Source organism: Lacticaseibacillus hegangensis (genome assembly GCF_003946465.1).
Taxonomy (GTDB): Bacteria; Bacillota; Bacilli; order Lactobacillales; family Lactobacillaceae; genus Lacticaseibacillus; species Lacticaseibacillus hegangensis.
This window is the reverse complement of sequence record NZ_RHOL01000001.1, coordinates 109699-126121: the sequence shown is the minus strand read 5'-3', so window position 1 is coordinate 126121 and position 16423 is coordinate 109699. Positions and strand designations below refer to the sequence as shown.

The 16423-nt window shown below is 57.7% G+C and carries 18 protein-coding genes; 17 read left to right on the top strand and 1 reads right to left on the bottom strand.

Going from position 1 to position 16423, the window contains the following annotated elements; all coding sequences use genetic code 11:
- The first annotated feature begins 285 nt into the window (after positions 1-285).
- The 6 genes from hisS (at position 286) to EKM86_RS00525 (ending at position 6562) form a co-directional block, all read left to right on the top strand.
- Positions 286-1572: a histidine--tRNA ligase gene (gene hisS / locus EKM86_RS00550; protein ID WP_125754562.1), complete on the top strand. Its 1287-nt coding sequence runs from the start codon at positions 286-288 to the stop codon at positions 1570-1572.
- Positions 1565-3370, top strand: coding sequence for an aspartate--tRNA ligase (gene aspS / locus EKM86_RS00545; RefSeq protein WP_125754561.1), 1806 nt, complete (start codon positions 1565-1567; stop codon positions 3368-3370). The genes hisS and aspS overlap by 8 nt, the downstream gene beginning before the upstream one ends.
- A gap of 242 nt (positions 3371-3612) precedes the next feature.
- Complete coding sequence (msrB, locus tag EKM86_RS00540; RefSeq protein ID WP_125754560.1) at positions 3613-4050, top strand: peptide-methionine (R)-S-oxide reductase MsrB; 438 nt, start codon at positions 3613-3615, stop codon at positions 4048-4050.
- A 1-nt stretch (position 4051) separates the two neighbouring features.
- Positions 4052-4573, top strand: a complete 522-nt coding sequence (gene msrA / locus EKM86_RS00535) for a peptide-methionine (S)-S-oxide reductase MsrA (RefSeq protein ID WP_125754559.1) — start codon at positions 4052-4054, stop codon at positions 4571-4573.
- Positions 4574-4696: 123 nt separating this feature from the next.
- Positions 4697-5617 (top strand): YitT family protein, encoded by a 921-nt coding sequence (locus tag EKM86_RS00530; protein ID WP_125754558.1) that lies wholly within the window; start codon positions 4697-4699, stop codon positions 5615-5617.
- Positions 5618-5659: 42 nt separating this feature from the next.
- Entirely contained in the window at positions 5660-6562 is a 903-nt protein-coding gene (locus EKM86_RS00525) for a deoxyribonuclease IV (RefSeq protein WP_125754557.1), read from the top strand.
- Between the two features lie 71 nt (positions 6563-6633).
- Here the strand turns inward: EKM86_RS00525 and EKM86_RS00520 are convergent, their stop codons facing one another.
- The gene (locus EKM86_RS00520) at positions 6634-7467 is read right to left on the bottom strand and encodes a pyruvate, water dikinase regulatory protein (protein WP_125754555.1); all 834 of its coding nucleotides are present in this window, start codon (positions 7465-7467) and stop codon (positions 6634-6636) included.
- Between the two features lie 210 nt (positions 7468-7677).
- Between EKM86_RS00520 and rpsU the strand changes: the two genes are divergently transcribed.
- The 11 genes from rpsU (at position 7678) to EKM86_RS00465 (ending at position 16422) form a co-directional block, all read left to right on the top strand.
- A complete protein-coding gene (rpsU, locus tag EKM86_RS00515) occupies positions 7678-7854 on the top strand; it encodes a 30S ribosomal protein S21 (RefSeq protein WP_054661478.1) in 177 nt (58 codons plus the stop codon).
- Positions 7855-7919: 65 nt separating this feature from the next.
- Positions 7920-8363, top strand: a complete 444-nt coding sequence (locus EKM86_RS00510) for a GatB/YqeY domain-containing protein (protein WP_125754554.1) — start codon at positions 7920-7922, stop codon at positions 8361-8363.
- 90 nt (positions 8364-8453) lie between these two features.
- Positions 8454-9422 (top strand): PhoH family protein, encoded by a 969-nt coding sequence (locus EKM86_RS00505; protein WP_125754552.1) that lies wholly within the window; start codon positions 8454-8456, stop codon positions 9420-9422.
- A 12-nt stretch (positions 9423-9434) separates the two neighbouring features.
- The gene (locus tag EKM86_RS00500; protein ID WP_125754551.1) at positions 9435-11585 is read left to right on the top strand and encodes an HD family phosphohydrolase; all 2151 of its coding nucleotides are present in this window, start codon (positions 9435-9437) and stop codon (positions 11583-11585) included.
- Entirely contained in the window at positions 11585-12046 is a 462-nt protein-coding gene (gene ybeY, locus EKM86_RS00495; RefSeq protein WP_125754549.1) for an rRNA maturation RNase YbeY, read from the top strand. The genes EKM86_RS00500 and ybeY overlap by 1 nt, the downstream gene beginning before the upstream one ends.
- A complete protein-coding gene (locus tag EKM86_RS00490; RefSeq protein ID WP_125754548.1) occupies positions 12030-12431 on the top strand; it encodes a diacylglycerol kinase family protein in 402 nt (133 codons plus the stop codon). Before ybeY ends, EKM86_RS00490 begins: the two co-directional genes overlap by 17 nt.
- An 11-nt stretch (positions 12432-12442) precedes the next feature.
- Positions 12443-12832 (top strand): cytidine deaminase, encoded by a 390-nt coding sequence (locus tag EKM86_RS00485; protein WP_125754547.1) that lies wholly within the window; start codon positions 12443-12445, stop codon positions 12830-12832.
- Complete coding sequence (gene era / locus EKM86_RS00480) at positions 12829-13728, top strand: GTPase Era (RefSeq protein WP_125754546.1); 900 nt, start codon at positions 12829-12831, stop codon at positions 13726-13728. Before EKM86_RS00485 ends, era begins: the two co-directional genes overlap by 4 nt.
- A complete protein-coding gene (recO, locus tag EKM86_RS00475) occupies positions 13728-14522 on the top strand; it encodes a DNA repair protein RecO (protein ID WP_125754545.1) in 795 nt (264 codons plus the stop codon). The genes era and recO overlap by 1 nt, the downstream gene beginning before the upstream one ends.
- Positions 14523-14608: 86 nt before the next feature.
- Entirely contained in the window at positions 14609-15613 is a 1005-nt protein-coding gene (locus EKM86_RS00470; RefSeq protein ID WP_125754543.1) for a glycosyltransferase family 2 protein, read from the top strand.
- Positions 15613-16422: an HAD family hydrolase gene (locus EKM86_RS00465; RefSeq protein ID WP_125754542.1), complete on the top strand. Its 810-nt coding sequence runs from the start codon at positions 15613-15615 to the stop codon at positions 16420-16422. Before EKM86_RS00470 ends, EKM86_RS00465 begins: the two co-directional genes overlap by 1 nt.
- Position 16423 lies beyond the last annotated feature (1 nt).

Genomic DNA, 16423 nt, shown 5'->3' with positions numbered 1-16423 from the left:
TAAAACGCGAAGCACGTGGTTTTTTCCTTGCTGACCGTTGACAATTTGCTGAAAACAACGTACGCTAATTGCAAATACAAGCGCCGATGAGGAAGCAGGATAGGTCAATTTCACGCAGCGACCCGGAGATGGTGAAAGCCGGGACCGACCGAAAAGACACTTCTGAGGCTGACGAGCTCCGGTTGCCACCGTTATGGCTGAGTAAAACACAAGGTGGTACCGTGTCCGCACCCTTCGTCGATGACGAGGGGTGTTTTTTGTTGGCAAGCGTTAAAGGAGGAAATTATGAGTTATCAACGACCTAAAGGCACCGCAGATATCCTGCCAGGCCAAAGCGCGCTGTGGCAGCGCGTTGAAGGCATCGCCAAACAGGTGATGGAAAATTACCGCTATCGTGAGATCCGCACGCCGTTGTTTGAAAGCTACGATGTGTTCGCCCGCTCCAGTGGTGAGACCTCTGATGTGGTTTCAAAGGAAATGTACACGTTTGAGGATAAGGGCGGCCGCCAAATGGCGCTGCGTCCGGAAGGCACCGCAGGCGTGGTGCGCGCATACGTTGAAAACAAGCTGTACGGGCCTGATCACCAAAAGCCTTACAAGGTCTACTACATGGGCCCGATGTACCGCTACGAGCGGCCGCAAAGTGGGCGCCAGCGCGAATTCCACCAAATCGGGGTGGAGGCGTTTGGCGTTGACAGCCCGGCGTTGGACGCGGAAGTGATCGCCCTGGCCAAGGACCTGCTCGAGGCCTTGGGCGCCAAGCAGCTCAAGTTTGCCATCAACACCCTGGGCGATCCAGAGTCGCGCGCCGCTTACCACAAGGCGCTGGTGGACTTCCTGACGCCGTTCAAGGACCAGCTGTCCGAAGACTCCAAGGTGCGCCTGGAAAAGAACCCGCTGCGCATCCTCGACAGCAAGGACAAAGGCGATCAGGCCATTGTGGCCGACGCGCCAAAAATCCTCGACTACCTGACCCCTGCGGCGACTTCCCACTTTGAAGCGGTGCAAGCCGACCTCAAAGAATTGGGGATCAACTACGAGATCGACGCCGACATGGTGCGCGGGCTGGATTACTACAACCACACCATCTTTGAGGTCATGAGCAATGATGCGGTGTTCGGCGGCGGATACACCACCGTCCTTGCCGGCGGCCGCTACAACGGTCTGGTGGAAGAACTTGGCGGCCCCGAGACGCCTGGTGTCGGGTTTGCAATGGGCGTGGAACGCGCGATGTTGCTGCTGGCTGGGCAGACCGTCGAAGAAAGTCTACCGGTGTACATCGTGACTATCGGTGAGGCTGCCCAAGGGCCGGCTCTGCGCCTGGCGCACGCGCTGCGGCAGCAAGGCATCGAAGTCGACATGGACTTTCAGGACCGGAAACCGAAGGCGCAGTTCAAGTCGGCGAATAAAGCCAACGCTCAGCTGGTGATGACCCTGGGTGAAAGCGAGCTTGAAGCCGGCACGATTCAGGTCAAAAATATGCAAAGCGGTGTGCAAAAAGAATTCAAGCAGGCTGAAGTTGAAGCAGACCTCAGCAAGCTCGCCGCACAATTGGAGGCAGATCATGAGTAAACGCACAATGTATGCTGGGGACGTCACTAAGGCGAACCTGGGCGAAACTGTCACCCTCAAGGGCTGGGTGCAAAAGCGCCGCAGCCTGGGCAATCTGATTTTCATCGACCTGCGCGACCGCGCAGGCATCGTGCAGCTCGTTTTTTCGCAGGAATTCAGTGAAGACGCGCTGGCCATTGCCAATGAGGCGCGCTCTGAGTATGTGCTTGAAGTCACCGGCAAGGTGGCTGCGCGCAAGCCGGAAGCAATCAACCAAGACATGAAGACCGGGGAAATCGAAGTCGAGATCGCCAAAGCCGTGGTTTTGAACAAGGCCAAGACCCCGCCGTTTGACATTGCCGATGGCGTCAATGCAACCGAGGAAACCAAGCTGAAATATCGCTACCTTGACCTGCGCCGCCCGGAGATGCAGGAAGCCATCATCACTCGCAGCAAGGTGATGTCCGCGGTGCACCACTACTTCGACGAGAATGGGTTCCTCGACATCGAGACACCAACCTTGACGGCCTCCACACCGGAAGGGGCGCGCGACTACTTGGTGCCATCTCGGGTTTACCCAGGCAGCTTTTACGCGCTGCCGCAGTCCCCGCAGCTGTTCAAACAGCTGCTGATGGGGGCTGGCTTTGACCGCTACTACCAGATTGCCCGCTGCTACCGCGACGAGGATCTGCGCGGCGACCGTCAGCCTGAGTTCACTCAAATCGACATGGAAACGAGCTTCCTGAACCAGCAGGAGATCCAGGACCTCACCGAGGGGCTGATCGCCCGGGTGATGAAGGAAGTCAAGGGCGTTGACGTCAAGCGGCCGTTCCCACGGATTCAGTGGCAGGACGCCATGGATCTTTACGGCTCCGACCGGCCGGATCTGCGCTTTGATATGAAGATCCAGGATGTTTCTGACCTGGTCAAAGATTCCGACTTCAAAGTCTTCAGCGGCGCCGTGGCCAATGGTGGTCAGGTCCGGGCAATCGTTTTGCCAGGGGGCGCAGCCAAGTACTCCCGCAAGAAGATCGATGAGCAGCAGGACTACATCAAGCGCTTTGGGGCTAAGGGCCTGGCCTGGCTCAAGGTCACCGATGACGGCATTGCCGGCCCGATCAGCAAGTTCTTCGGCGACGGCCAAGCATTGACTCCGCCACTGAGCGCCAAAGCTGGGGACCTCGTTTTGTTTGTTGCCGATGAAGCCAGTGTGGTGGCCGCCAGCCTCGGTTATCTGCGCACGCACTTCGGCCATGACCTGGGTCTGGTCGACGAATCCCAGTACAACTTCTGCTGGGTCGTCAACTGGCCGCTGTTTGAATTCGATGAAGGCATTCAGCGCTGGGTTCCGGCGCACCATCCGTTCACCATGCCGAACGAGGAAGATGTGCCCCTGCTGGACACCGATCCGCACAGCGCCCACGCCCAGTCTTACGACATCATCATGAACGGGGACGAACTGGGCGGCGGCTCGATTCGTATCCACAGTCGCGAGATCCAGGAAAAGATGCTCAAGGCGCTGGGCTTTACGCCGGAACGCGCCCAAAAGTCATTCGGCTTCCTGCTTGACGCGTTGACCTACGGCTTCCCGCCGCATGGTGGGCTCGCCATTGGCCTCGACCGCTTTGTGATGCTGCTCTTGAACCGCGACAACATCCGCGACGTGATCGCCTTCCCGAAGAACTCGAAGGCTTCCGAACCGATGACCAACGCGCCGACCCCGGTTGCCGATGTGCAGCTTGAAGACCTTGGCATTCAGGTGCGCGCAAACGTTGATCCCAACGCGGCGCACCAAGGCGATGACGAGTTAACTGAATAGTTTGGTGGGGAAGAGGCTGTGACATAAAGCAGTTTTAGCCCACAACACAAGGGTCTCTGGGCCACGATTCGTTCTTAGAATCGCGGTGCAGAGGCCCTTGTGTGCTTGGGCGTCGCTTTATGGAACGCGACTAGGCCATCAGGTCTTGCGTGCTTTTTCTGTTCGCAATAAATTGCCGCCCTGCAACTAGATTGCTGGCAATCTATTATCAAAACAGGTATACTGAGCGCGAGGTGATGAGCATGGAAAAAGACTTGAATGAACTGCGTAAGCAATTGACTCCTGAGCAGTTTGACGTCACGCAAAAGGCTGGCACTGAGCGGCCGTTTAGCAGTGAGTACGACGATTTTTACCAGCCCGGGATCTACGTTGATGTCGTGTCCGGGGAGCCGCTGTTTTCCTCCCAGGATAAGTACGATGCCGGCTGCGGCTGGCCGTCTTTTACCAAACCAATCGCCAAGCTGACTGAAAAGCGGGACAGCCGCTTTTTCATGGAGCGCGTTGAGGTGCGCAGCAAAGAGGCTGATTCGCATCTTGGGCATGTCTTCAATGACGGCCCGCAGGACAAAGGCGGGCTGCGCTACTGCATCAATGGGGCGGCGCTGCGCTTTGTCCCCCTAGCCGACCTGGACGCACAGGGGTATGGTCAGTACAAGCAGTTGTTTGAGGAGGCAAAGTAATATGGCAGAGGAAACCGCAATCTTTGCCGGCGGATGTTTCTGGTGCATGGTCCAGCCGTTTGATACCCAGCCTGGGATCAACGCCGTGATCTCCGGGTATACCGGCGGCGACGTGCCAAATCCCACTTACGAGCAGGTCGCTAGTCACACCACCGGCCACACCGAGGCCGTGGAGATCAAGTTTGACCCGGCGATAATTTCTTACGCGCGACTGGTCGAGATTTACTGGCAGCAAACCGATCCGACTGACGCGATGGGCCAGTTTCAAGACCGCGGTGATTCTTATCGCCCCGTGATCTTCTACAACTCGCCTGAGCAAAAGGCCATTGCCGAGGCCTCAAAGGCCAAGCTGGCGGCCAGCGGCAAGTTTGCTGAGCCCATTGTGACCAGCATCGAACCTGCCAAGCCGTTCTACCCGGCTGAGGACTACCACCAGGACTTCTACAAGAAGAACCCGTTGCGCTTTGAAATGGAAGAGCGCGGCGGCCGTGAGCAGTTCAAAGCTCAGCACTGGCAGCATTAACCGCGCCGACTCCAGAGCCTTTTCTGGGGTCGGTTTTATTTTTTCTGAAAGCAAGCCAGGCGCGAAGGGTGGCGGTTGGCTGTGGTATACTTAGCCATACTAAGCCTTCAGAAAGGGATTGTTATGCAAGAAATTGACCGCTTGATCCGCCGCCACCAAAATTGGAGCCGGCTGACCGCCGCGTTTTTCTACAGTATCTGTGTCGCTTTGGCGCTGAACATGTTCTGGGAACCAGGGGGCGTCTTCGCCAGCGGGGTCACCGGGGCTGCCCAGCTGCTGGCCACCGTCGTGCGTAAGTGGTTCAATGTGTCCTTCGGCACCCCGTTTGGTCCGATGGCGACCACTGACCTGTTTTCAACCGGGACGCTGCTGTTCCTGCTGAACGTGCCGCTGTTTGTGGTTGCCTGGAAGCAGATTGGGCACCGGTTCACCTTGTTCACGTTCCTGGCGGTCATTTTCTCCACTATCATGATCCGCCTGTTGGGCGTAGTGAAACCACTGACCACCGATCCCATTGTCTGCGCGATTTTCGGGGCGGTGATCAACGGTTTGGGCACCGGCTTTGCGCTGCGCAATAACATTTCTACCGGCGGCCTCGACATTGTCGGCATTGTGTGGCGCAAGAAAACCGGCGCCACCATCGGCTCGGTCAACATCGCCATTAACATTGTGATCATTTTCCTGGCCGGCTTTGTCAACGACTGGCCGCACGCACTGTACTCGGCGCTTGCCATCTTCATCAACGGGCGTGTGATGGACGCGATGTACACCCGGCAGCAGCGCCTGCAGGTGATGATCGTGACCGACCAGCAGAAAGCCGTCGTCAACGAGATTCAAAACACCCTGCGGCGCGGGATCACCATTGTGCACGACGCGGAAGGTGCCTTTCACCACGAGGAGAAAACGATTCTCTTCACCATTATCACCCGGGCGGAGATTTACGACCTCGAAGATGCCATGCGGCGCAGCGACCCGTATGCGTTCGTGTCGATCACCCAGTCGGTGAAAATCATGGGGCATTTTTACGAACCGAAAACAGATTAAACTGGGGCTGCGGCGACGCGGCCTTTTTAAGGAGGAAGAGCCATGCTGATTGGGGCAAATGTGTCAATGAAGGGTAAGGGGATGTTCGTCGGGGCCGTGGCGGAGGCGGCCAGTTACGGCGCGACCACGCTGCAGTTTTACACCGGGGCCCCGCAAAACACCCGGCGCAAGGACGTGTCGGCAATGCGCATCCCCGAGGGCCTGGCCGACATGAAAGCCGCCGGCCTGTCGCACCTGGTGATCCACGCGCCGTACATCGTGAATCTGGGCAACACGGTCAAGCCACAAAACTACGCCTTTGCGGTGCAGTTCATGAAGGAAGAACTTGCTCGGGCCGATGCCTTGCACGCTTACGCGATGCCGTTTCACCCCGGGGCCCACGTTGGCGCCGGCGATGCTGCCGCCATCGCGCAGATCGCCAAGGGCCTAAACGAGATCATCTCACCTGATCAGCATGTGCTCATCGCGCTGGAAACCATGGCCGGCAAAGGCACGGAGGTTGGCCGCACGTTTGAGCAGCTGGCCGCCATCATCGACCAAGTCGAGCTAAAGGACAAGATCGCGGTCACAATGGATACCTGTCACATGAGCGACGCCGGCTACAACGTCAAGGAAGACTTCGATGGGGTGCTCAACGCCTTTGATCACGTGATCGGGCTGGATAAGCTGGCCGTGGTGCACGTTAACGACTCGAAAAATCCGCAAGGCGCGCACAAGGACCGGCATCAGAACATCGGGTTTGGCACACTGGGCTTTGACTGCCTGAATGCGATTGTCCATCACCCGCAGCTGACCGCTATTCCCAAGATCCTCGAAACGCCATACGTGGGTTCGGACAAGGCGCACATGGTCCCGCCGTATGGGGTCGAGATCGGCTGGCTGAAGGACGAAGCCTTTCGCCCGGAGCAGCTGGTCGCGCTGGTCGCAGCGCCGCTAAGCAAGTAGCCTGCAGGCAATCACATAACAAACGGCCATCCGACTAAACTAGTCGGGTGGCCGTTTGCGCGTCTGAAAGTTTATTGTTTGGTGGGGTCGTCAGTTTCGTCAAGGCCCATGTGCTCCAGAATCAGCATGGCGGTTTCCTCGATTGACCGGTGGGCGGTGTTGATGACCATGCAGCCGATTTTCTTGTACAGGTCGTCGGCGAAGGTCAGCTCCTCGTTGACCTGATCGCGAGCGGAGTAGGCGGTGTCAGGATTCAGCCCGTAAGCGATCATGCGCTGGCGGCGAAATTCCATCAGGACCGAGGCGTCGGTGGTCAGCCCCACGATTTTCTTGGGGTCGACCTTCCAGATTTCTTCGGGAATGTGGGCGTTCGGGACCAGCGGCAGGTTAGCGACTTTGAGGTTGCGGTTCGCCAAGAACAGCGACAGCGGTGTTTTGCTGGTGCGAGAAACGCCGAGCAGCACGATATCGGCCTCCAAAAAGCCCTTGGGGTCTTTGCCGTCATCGTACATCACGGCAAACTCCATCGCGGAGATGCGGTCGAAGTATTTCTCGTCCAAGTTGTGGACCGCCCCGGCGACGCCACTGGGTTGATCGCCAGTTTCCGCAGCGACGGCATGCAGGATCGGCGTCATGACATCGATGAAGGGCAGTGCGATCTCCTTGGCGTAAGTGCGCCCGGCCTGGGCCAATCCTGGGGTGACCAAAGTGGCGATCACCAGCGCACGTGAGTCGGCTTTAGCCGCGTCGAGGGTTTCCAACAACTTTTTCTGCTCGTGCACGAACGGAAACCGGAGGTAGTGGGCGCTTTGGCCGGCGAACTGCGCGGCCACCGCCTGTGCCAGTTTTAACCCGGTTTCCCCAATTGAATCCGAAATAATGTAGTAGTTCGTTTCTTCGCCCATTTTTCTCCCGTCCTTCGCGTATTGATACCGTTATCATATCATAATTAGGCCTCAGGCACGTTTTTGCGGCAAACGTCCCAGTTTTTTGCCAAATATCTCACATATTTCGCGATTGCCGTATTGACGCGTTTTTTGATGTTCGATATAATAGTTGAGAACTAGAGATGCAAGAATCGATGGTTACGCAAGTGTCGGAGGGAGGGATATCATATGGCAAAGACAGTCGTTAAGAAAAACGAATCTCTCGATGATGCTCTTCGGCGCTTCAAGCGCACCGTATCCAAGTCAGGTACATTAGCCGAATACCGCAAGCGGGAATTCTACGAAAAGCCAAGCGTTAAGCGGAAGTTAAAGTCCGAAGCTGCACGCAAGCGCAAGAAGTTCTAAAGATTCGCGGACGCGCGCCGACCTGGTGCGCGTTTTTTGTTGCAAATAAAGAAAGGGAGTTCATCATGGCAGTGTTGGATCAATTGAACGAACAGATGAAAACAGCAATGAAGGCCAAGGACAAGGCCACCTTGAGTACCGTCCGGATGCTGAAGGCCGCACTGCAAAACAAGCAGATTGAAGTTGGCCATGACCTGAGCGACGCTGAGGAACAGGCGGTACTTTCGACCGAGCTGAAGCAGCGCAAGGAAAGTCTGACGGAGTTCGAAAACGCCGGCCGCGAGGACTTGGTGACCCTGCTTAAGGCGGAAATCAAGATCGTTGAAGCCTATCTGCCGACGCAGATGGATGAGGCGCAGGTCGAAAAGCTCGTCGATGAGACCATCAAGGAAACTGGCGCTACCGGCAAGGCGGACTTTGGGAAGGTCATGAAGACCTTGATGCCGAAGGTCAAGGGTCAAGCTGATGGAGCCCTGGTTAACAAGCTGGTCAAGGGGAAGCTTCAGTAATCCTGATTGCCCGTTGGGAAGCCGCGTCACTTCGCTGTGACGCGGCTTTTTTATGGTAAAATGAAAGAAACTCAATGAGGAGGCGGCTTCTTGGCAGAAGAATCCGTAGAAAAGTCCCTGTCCCTAGCCAGCACCGATCAGGCGATCGCCCTTGCTGGGATCAATGATGAAAACTTCACCCTGATCGAAGAAGCGCTGGACGTGCTGATTGCCCCGTTTGGCGACACACTGAAAATTTCCGGCAGTCCCAAGGCCACTAGTCTTGCTTATCAACTGATTCAGCAACTGGTGACCCTGCTGAGCCGCGGCATCGCGATTGCGCCTCAGGACGTGGTCTCCGGTGTCAACATGGCGCAGCGCGGCACCCTGGAGTATTTTGCCGACATGTACTCCGAAACGCTGCTGCGCGATGCCAAGGGGGCGCCGATTCGCGTCAAGAACTTTGGCCAGCGCCAGTACGTTCAATCCATCAAGCACAACGACATCACCTTTGGCATCGGCCCGGCCGGGACTGGGAAAACCTACCTGGCCGTGGTCATGGCCGTTGCCGCGATGAAGGCCGGTGAGGTCGAAAAACTGATCCTCACGCGCCCGGCAGTCGAGGCGGGGGAGAACCTCGGATTTCTGCCTGGCGACCTGAAGGAAAAGGTGGACCCATACCTGCGCCCGATTTACGACGCGTTGTACGCCGTGCTGGGCACTGACCACACCAACCGGTTGATGGACCGCGGGGTGATCGAGATCGCGCCGCTTGCCTACATGCGCGGGCGCACCTTGGACAATGCGTTTGCCATTTTGGATGAGGCGCAAAACACCACCCAGGCGCAGATGAAAATGTTTCTGACCCGCCTGGGCTTTTCTTCCAAAATGATCGTCAATGGTGACATCACCCAAATTGACCTGCCGAACCATCAAAGCAGTGGGCTGATCCAGGCCCAGCGGATCTTACAGGACATCGATCACATCGGGTTTGCCAGCTTTTCGGCCAGTGATGTCGTGCGCCACCCGGTCGTGGCCAAGATCATCGAGGCGTACGGGAAGGCTGACCAACCCCAATAGTCAGGAGGGCCCATGCAAAACGCAGTGAAGTGGCGCAAAAGTGCCGTGCTGGTGGTCGGGTTGCTTTCGGCGGCATTAATTTTTGCCCTGGCGTGGATCACCTTACCCAAGCCGGTGCATGTCACCCTGAACACGCCGGCAGAAGAGACCATCATTGCCACTCAAACCGTGCAGGATCAACCTGCCACGGCCCAGGCGCGCAAAGCGGCAGCCAATGCGACTGCCCCAGTTTACAGCTATGATTCAACGGTCAGCACCAAGCAGCAAGACCAGCTGGACCGGCTGCAAAAGGCGATGACGACCACCGAAAACCAGGTGGTCAGTGCTGCCCAGAAAAAATATCAGGACGCCTCTGGCAAAGACGCGAATGCCGTGTACGTTAAACCAACGCCCAGTGCCTTAACGGCCGCGTTCCGAGACACCTATGCGAAAAGCGAGTACCCGTATTTTTATCAGTTTCCCGACCGCTTTTATAGGGCGGCCTTCGCGCTGACCACCCAGGAGCGGGACACGGTTTTCAAAACGGTTGTGCCTGCTGTTGAGCGCCAGTTGCAGGGCCGGTTGACCGACTCAAACTTGGCCAGTGCCCAGAAGGCGGCCACGGCGGAACTATCGACCAGCGACCTGACCACTGCGCAGCGGCGGATGGGCACGACGTTGATCGAACAGACGATCATCCCCAATCAGCTGATCAACGAGGCCAAGACCAAGGCCAAGCAAGCGGAAGCCCGGCTGGCGGTGGACCCGGTGGAGATCGTGCAGGGGCAGGTGATCGTGCAGCAGGGGCAAATCGTTGACCGTACCGTCAGCCATCAACTAGATGTGCTGGGGCTGACCAAGCGGCGCGCGCCTTGGGCGTTGTTTGGCCTGCTGCTGCTAGTGGCGATTCAGGCCATTGCCTTGCTGACGCTGCTGCGGCAGTACCCGGCAAACCGCCAGCGCAAGCTTGCCCTGCTGTATAGCGGCCTGATCGGGCTTTCCGTACTCGTGATGCTGGGGCTGCGCTTTGTGGCCAAAACCGGCGGGGCCAACTTAGCCATGCTGCTGCCGGCAGCCTTGGTGCCGCTGCTGCTGCGCAACTTTATCGGCCGCCGCTTTGCGCTGCTGGCCGCTTTAATGCAGACGTTCCTGGCATTTTTCGTCTTTTATTCGACGACCGGCACCCTGTTCACCGCCGCCACCGCGATCAGCTACCTGACCTCTGGCGTGCTGGCGGTCATGGTGCAGCGCAAGCGCTTGAACGATGAGGCCAAACTGGTGGCGTTTTGGGTCGTGGGGGTCAACTTGCTGCTGACTTTGAGCACGCTGCTGCTGCAAGGGGCTCGCTTTACGGCACTGGCCACCTGGCAGTCGCTGGGTTTCGTGGTGGTCGGGCAGGTGCTCGGCTACGTGCTGGCGCTTGGCGCCACGCCGTACCTGGAAATGATTTGGCAGGATGATTCGGTGTTTAAGCTGAACCAGCTGAGTGACCCCAATGATCCGCTGCTGCGAGATTTGATGGAAAAGGCGCCTGGGACGTATCATCACAGCATGATGGTCGCAAGCCTGGCGTCCAACGCCGTGGCGGCGATCGGCGGGCGCACGATGCTCACCCGCGTGGCCTGTTATTACCACGATGTCGGTAAGTTGAAAAAGCCCCTGTATTTCACCGAGAATCAGCCGGCAGGCTTCGACTCGCCGCACAATCACCTGACGGCGCCAGAATCGGCAGCCATCATTTTTGCCCATGTCACAGACGGCGTGGCAATGCTCAAGGCGCGCCACATGCCGCAGTTCATCATCGACATCTGTCAGCAGCACCATGGCACCACGCTGATGAAGTATTTTTACCATGAGGCCAAAGAAGCCGACCCGAGCACTAAGGAAAGCGACTATCGCTACGATGGCCCGAAGCCGCAAACCATTGAGGCGGCGGTGGTCAACATTGCCGACACCTGTGAGGCCGCGGTGCGGTCGATGAAGCACCCGACGCATGCGTCGATTCAGACGTTCGTTCACAACATCACCAATGAGCGTCTGTTGGATGGGCAGTTTGACGAGTCGCCCATCACGGTCGAACAGCTGCGGCAGGTCGAGGCCTCGCTGGTCGGCGGCTTGACCAGCACCTTCTACACTCGCATTGAATACCCCAAAGACGATGCACCAACTAAAGGAGAAGCATAATGGATCTGGAATTTTATGATGACGACCACCGCTTGGATGATGCCCACACAAAGCTGGCTAAGGAGCTGGTTGAGTTTGCCGGCAAAGAGCTGAACAAAGCCGAAGACACCGAGATGTCGATCACGATTGTTTCCGATGAGGAGATTCATCGCATCAACAAGCAGTATCGCAACACCGACCGGGTGACTGATGTCATTTCTTTTGCCATTGAAGACGGCGACGACGAGCAGTTGGTCGGGTTCCCTGACATGCCGGAAAATATCGGCGATTTGTTCATCGACCCCGACCAGGTGGCGCGCCAGGCCAAGGATTACGGTCACTCATTTGAACGCGAGCTGGGCTACACGGTGGTCCACGGCTTTTTACACCTGAACGGTTACGATCACATCAAGCCGGAAGACGAAGCGGTCATGATCCCGCTGCAAGAAAAGATCCTAGACGCCTATGGCCTCCCGAGATAAGCAAATCGAGAAAAATCACCACTTTGGTCAGTCCCTTAAGCATGCGCTGACCGGCTTATTTGGGGTTTACCTGCGCGAAGGGAATTTTCGGCGCGAAGGTCTGATGGCGCTGGTCGTGTTTATTTTTGCCTGGGTGTTTCAGGTCGGCCGCTTTCAGTGGTTCATCTTGCTGCTGGCGGTGATGCTGGTCTTTTTGATGGAGCTGTGGAACACCATCATCGAAAATGTCGTCGATTTAGTGGTCGGCCATCAGTTCGACGAGCGGGCCAAGCGGATTAAAGACATGAGTGCCGGCGCCGTGCTTGTTGCCAGCGGCATCGCCGTGGTTTGCGGTCTGTATGTGTTCCTGCCGCCGCTGTGGCAGCTGCTGACGAGCTGGGGTTAGGAGGATGAAACATGGATGAATTGATTGAGGCGGCCAAACAGGCGCGTGAAAAAGCCTATGTGCCGTATTCCCATTTCAAGGTCGGCGCCGCCGTGAAGGTGGGCGACACGATTTTTACCGGCTGCAACATTGAAAACGCGAGCTACGGGCTGGCAATGTGCGCCGAGCGAACCGCCATTTTCAAAGCAGTATCGGCTGGGCACCTGCGGCTGGACGCAATCGCGATTATCGGCGACACCACCGGGCCAATCTCGCCGTGTGGGGCGTGCCGGCAGGTGATGGCAGAGTTTTTTGCGCCGGACGCGCCGGTGACCTTGACCAACTTGACCGGCGAGCAGACTGACACCACCGTGGCGAATTTGCTGCCAGGGGCTTTTACCAAAGGAGATATGCAGAAATGAGTCATCATTCAGGTTTCGTTGCCATTATCGGCCGGCCAAACGTCGGTAAATCCACGTTCATGAACCGCATCCTGGGCGAGAAAATTGCGATCATGTCGCCCAAGGCGCAGACCACTCGCAACAAGATCAACGGGATCTACACCACGGATGACGTCCAAATTGTGTTTGTCGACACCCCCGGGATCCACAAGCCGAAGAACCAGCTGGACGATTACATGGATACGGCGGCGCTGTCAACCCTGAACCAGGTCGACGCCGTTTTGTTCATGGTCGCGGCCGACGAGGCCATGGGCCCTGGCGACCAATACATCATCAATCAGCTCAAGCCGGTGAAGACCCCAGTTTACCTGGTCATCAACAAAATCGACCTGGTTCACCCCGACGACTTGCTGCCGCGCATCAAGCAGTACCAGACGGCCCGCGAGTTTACCGGCGTGTTCCCGATTTCTGCCACGATGGGCAATAACGTCGACGAGCTGCTCAGTGAATTGACCAAGGCACTGCCTGAGGGCCCGCAGTATTACCCGGACGATCAGCTGACGGATCACCCTGAGTATTTTGTCGTCGGCGAGCTGATCCGGGAAAAAATCCTTGAGCTGACGCGCGACGAGGTGCCGCATTCCGTTGCTGTCGAGGTCGAGCGCATGAAGGACCGGGTCAACGGCAAGCTTCAAATCGAGGCGTACATCATCGTTGAGCGCGACTCGCAAAAGGGGATTATCATCGGTAAAGGCGGCGCGATGCTGAAACAGATCGGCATTCGCTCCCGCCGCGACATTGAGGCCTTGCTGGGTGAATCGGTCAATTTGAAGCTGTGGGTCCGGGTGCAGAAGAACTGGCGCGATAACAACCAGTACCTGCGCAGCCTTGGCTACAACATCAAGGACCTGCACTGATGGCGCGCCGCGATGTGACCTTTGCCGGCCTGGTGCTGTCGCGGCAGAACTACCGTGAGTCTGACATGCTGGTCAAACTGGCGACGGATCAGTTTGGCAAGCGGATGTTTTTGCTTCATCGGGCGCGCAAGCCGGGCTTCCCTTTGGCGGCAGGCATTCTGCCGTTTACCCAAGGCACTTATGTTGGCACCATCAACGAAAAAGGCCTGTCGTACCTCAGCGCCGTTAAGCACGTCGAACAGTTTCAGCAAATCGCCGGTGATATTTCACTTAATGCCTACGCGACTTATGTGCTGGGGCTGATCGACCTGGCGTTTCCGGATGGCGAGAATTTAGGCGGCTGGTACGACTTTGCGGCCACCAGTCTCCACCTGATCGATGCCGGCTTTGATGCGGGCATCGTGGCAAACATCGCGGAAGTGCAGCTGCTCGGCGCGTTTGGGGTGGCCCCGGACTGGCGCGCCTGCGTGCTGGATGGGCGCACAGATCTGCCGCTTGATTTCTCGGAAAAATACGGCGGTTTGCTGTGTCAGGACCACTGGGCGCTTGACGACTACCGCTTCCACGTGCAGCCCAAGGCGCTTTACCTGCTGCGGCGGTTTTCCGTGACTGACTTGCACCAGCTGCACTCGATCACCGTCAGCGCCGCCACCAAGCGTGAGCTGCGGCGAGTCCTTGATCGCATTTATCAGGACATGGTGGGCACCGTGCCCAAGGCCAAACGCTTTTTAGACCAAATGCAAAGCTGGCAGGACAAGCTGCCGCCACTTCACCCTTCAGACCCAGCGAATTAAGCCGGGTCTTTTTTGCGCGTGCGGGCAGAGGCAAATTATATTATGATTGAACAAGCGTTTACTTGACGGGAAAGTGGGTTTGGTGATTGAAGACTCTCAGCATGATTGTGCCTTGTTACAACGCGGCCGATTACATGGCGCGTTGTGTTGACTCGCTGCTCGTGGGCGGCACTGCGGTGGAAATTATTTTGGTCGACGACGGGTCAACGGATGGCACGCCGGCACTGGTTGACGACTATGCGCGCCGCTATCCGACGCAAGTGCGGGCAGTGCACCAGGCAAACGCCGGCCACGGCGGGGCCATCAATGCCGGTCTGAAGGTGGCAACTGGGACTTACCTCAAGGTCGTGGACTCGGACGACTGGCTTGATGAGGCCGCTTTTCACCAGGTGCTGAGGACGCTTGAAAGTTTACCCGCGCCGGTGGATTTGTTCATCAGCAATTACATTTACGACAAGGTGGGCGCGCGCCACAAAAAAGTGACGCGCTACCGCCACGGCCTGCCGCAGCACCGCGTTTTTGGCTGGCCTGAGGTTCGCCTGCCAGTCGGGCAGTACCTGCTGATGCACGCGCTGATCTACCGGACTGCGCTGCTGCGCGACTTGCCGCTTCAACTGCCCACACACACGTTTTACGTCGACAATTTGTTTGCGCTGGAGCCGCTGCCGCAGACCAAGCGGTTGTATTACTTGGATGTCGACCTTTATCACTACTTTATCGGGCGGCCGGACCAGTCCGTTCACGAATCCGTCATGATCAAGCGCATTGACCAGCAGCTGGCGGTGAACCGGCGCATGATCAAGGTAATTGCCGCAGCGGGCGAGCTCGAGCCGCATCTTTACCGGTACATGGCCCGGTACACGGAAATCGTCACCGGCATCTCCTCAATCCTGCTGCTGCGGCAAGGAACGCCTGAGGCCCGGCAGAAAAAAACCAATCTTTGGCGCTACATGCGCATGACGGCGCCGCGCTTTTATCGTCAGGCGCGCACCAGCGTGGTGGGCGTTGGGGTCAATCTGCCAGGCTGGCTGGTCCGCCACACCAGCGTCGATTTTTATCGGCTGTTGCAGCAGATTTACCACTTCAACTGATGGCGCAGATCAAACTGGTCGCCAGCGACCTCGACCACACGCTGCTGCGGCCAACCGGCGTTCTCGCCGAGGCCACCGTCGGCCTGCTTCAACAGCTGGCTGCGAGCGGCATTGACTTTGTGCCGGTCAGCGGCCGGGATCTGCCCACCTTGTTGGCGCTGCTGCCAGGGGCTGAATGGGTGATCGCACACAACGGTGCGGTGGTGGCCCGCCGCGGTCGGGTCATTCAGGCGCGGCTGCTGGCGAAGGACACAGTGAAAGCCCTGATCAACCAAGCCGACGCGCTGGGGGCATTGCCGGTGTTGTGCCGACTGAATGGGGCCGAGCTGCTCACCGGGCACGCAGAAGCGTCTGCCCAGCTGCGGCAGTTCTTCTTGCGCGTTACTGAGGTCTCGGCCTTCACGCGGCTTGATGATGTGGCCAAGGTCACGTTGCTGGTTTCGCCCTCGCGCCTGGCTGCCGTGCAGACGGCAATCACCGCGCAATTCGGCGCGGTTCTGCAGGTGACTGCAGGTGAGGCCGACGCACTGGGCATCACTGACGCTAGGGTCAATAAAGGGTCAGCGCTGACTGCGCTGTGCCAGCGGCTGCACGTGCCACTGGCGCAAGTCCTGGCGTTCGGCGACGCCCAAAACGATGCGCCGATGCTGCAGGCAGCGGGCTTCGGGATGCGCATGGCAGACGGCGATCCGGCGCTGGCAGGCGTGACGGGGCTGGTCGCCCCGCCCAATGCCGAAAAGGGGGTCGACCGGGTGCTGAAGCAGCTGATCGACGATCATGGCACATTGTCTCAATCCAAAGGAGTGTAAA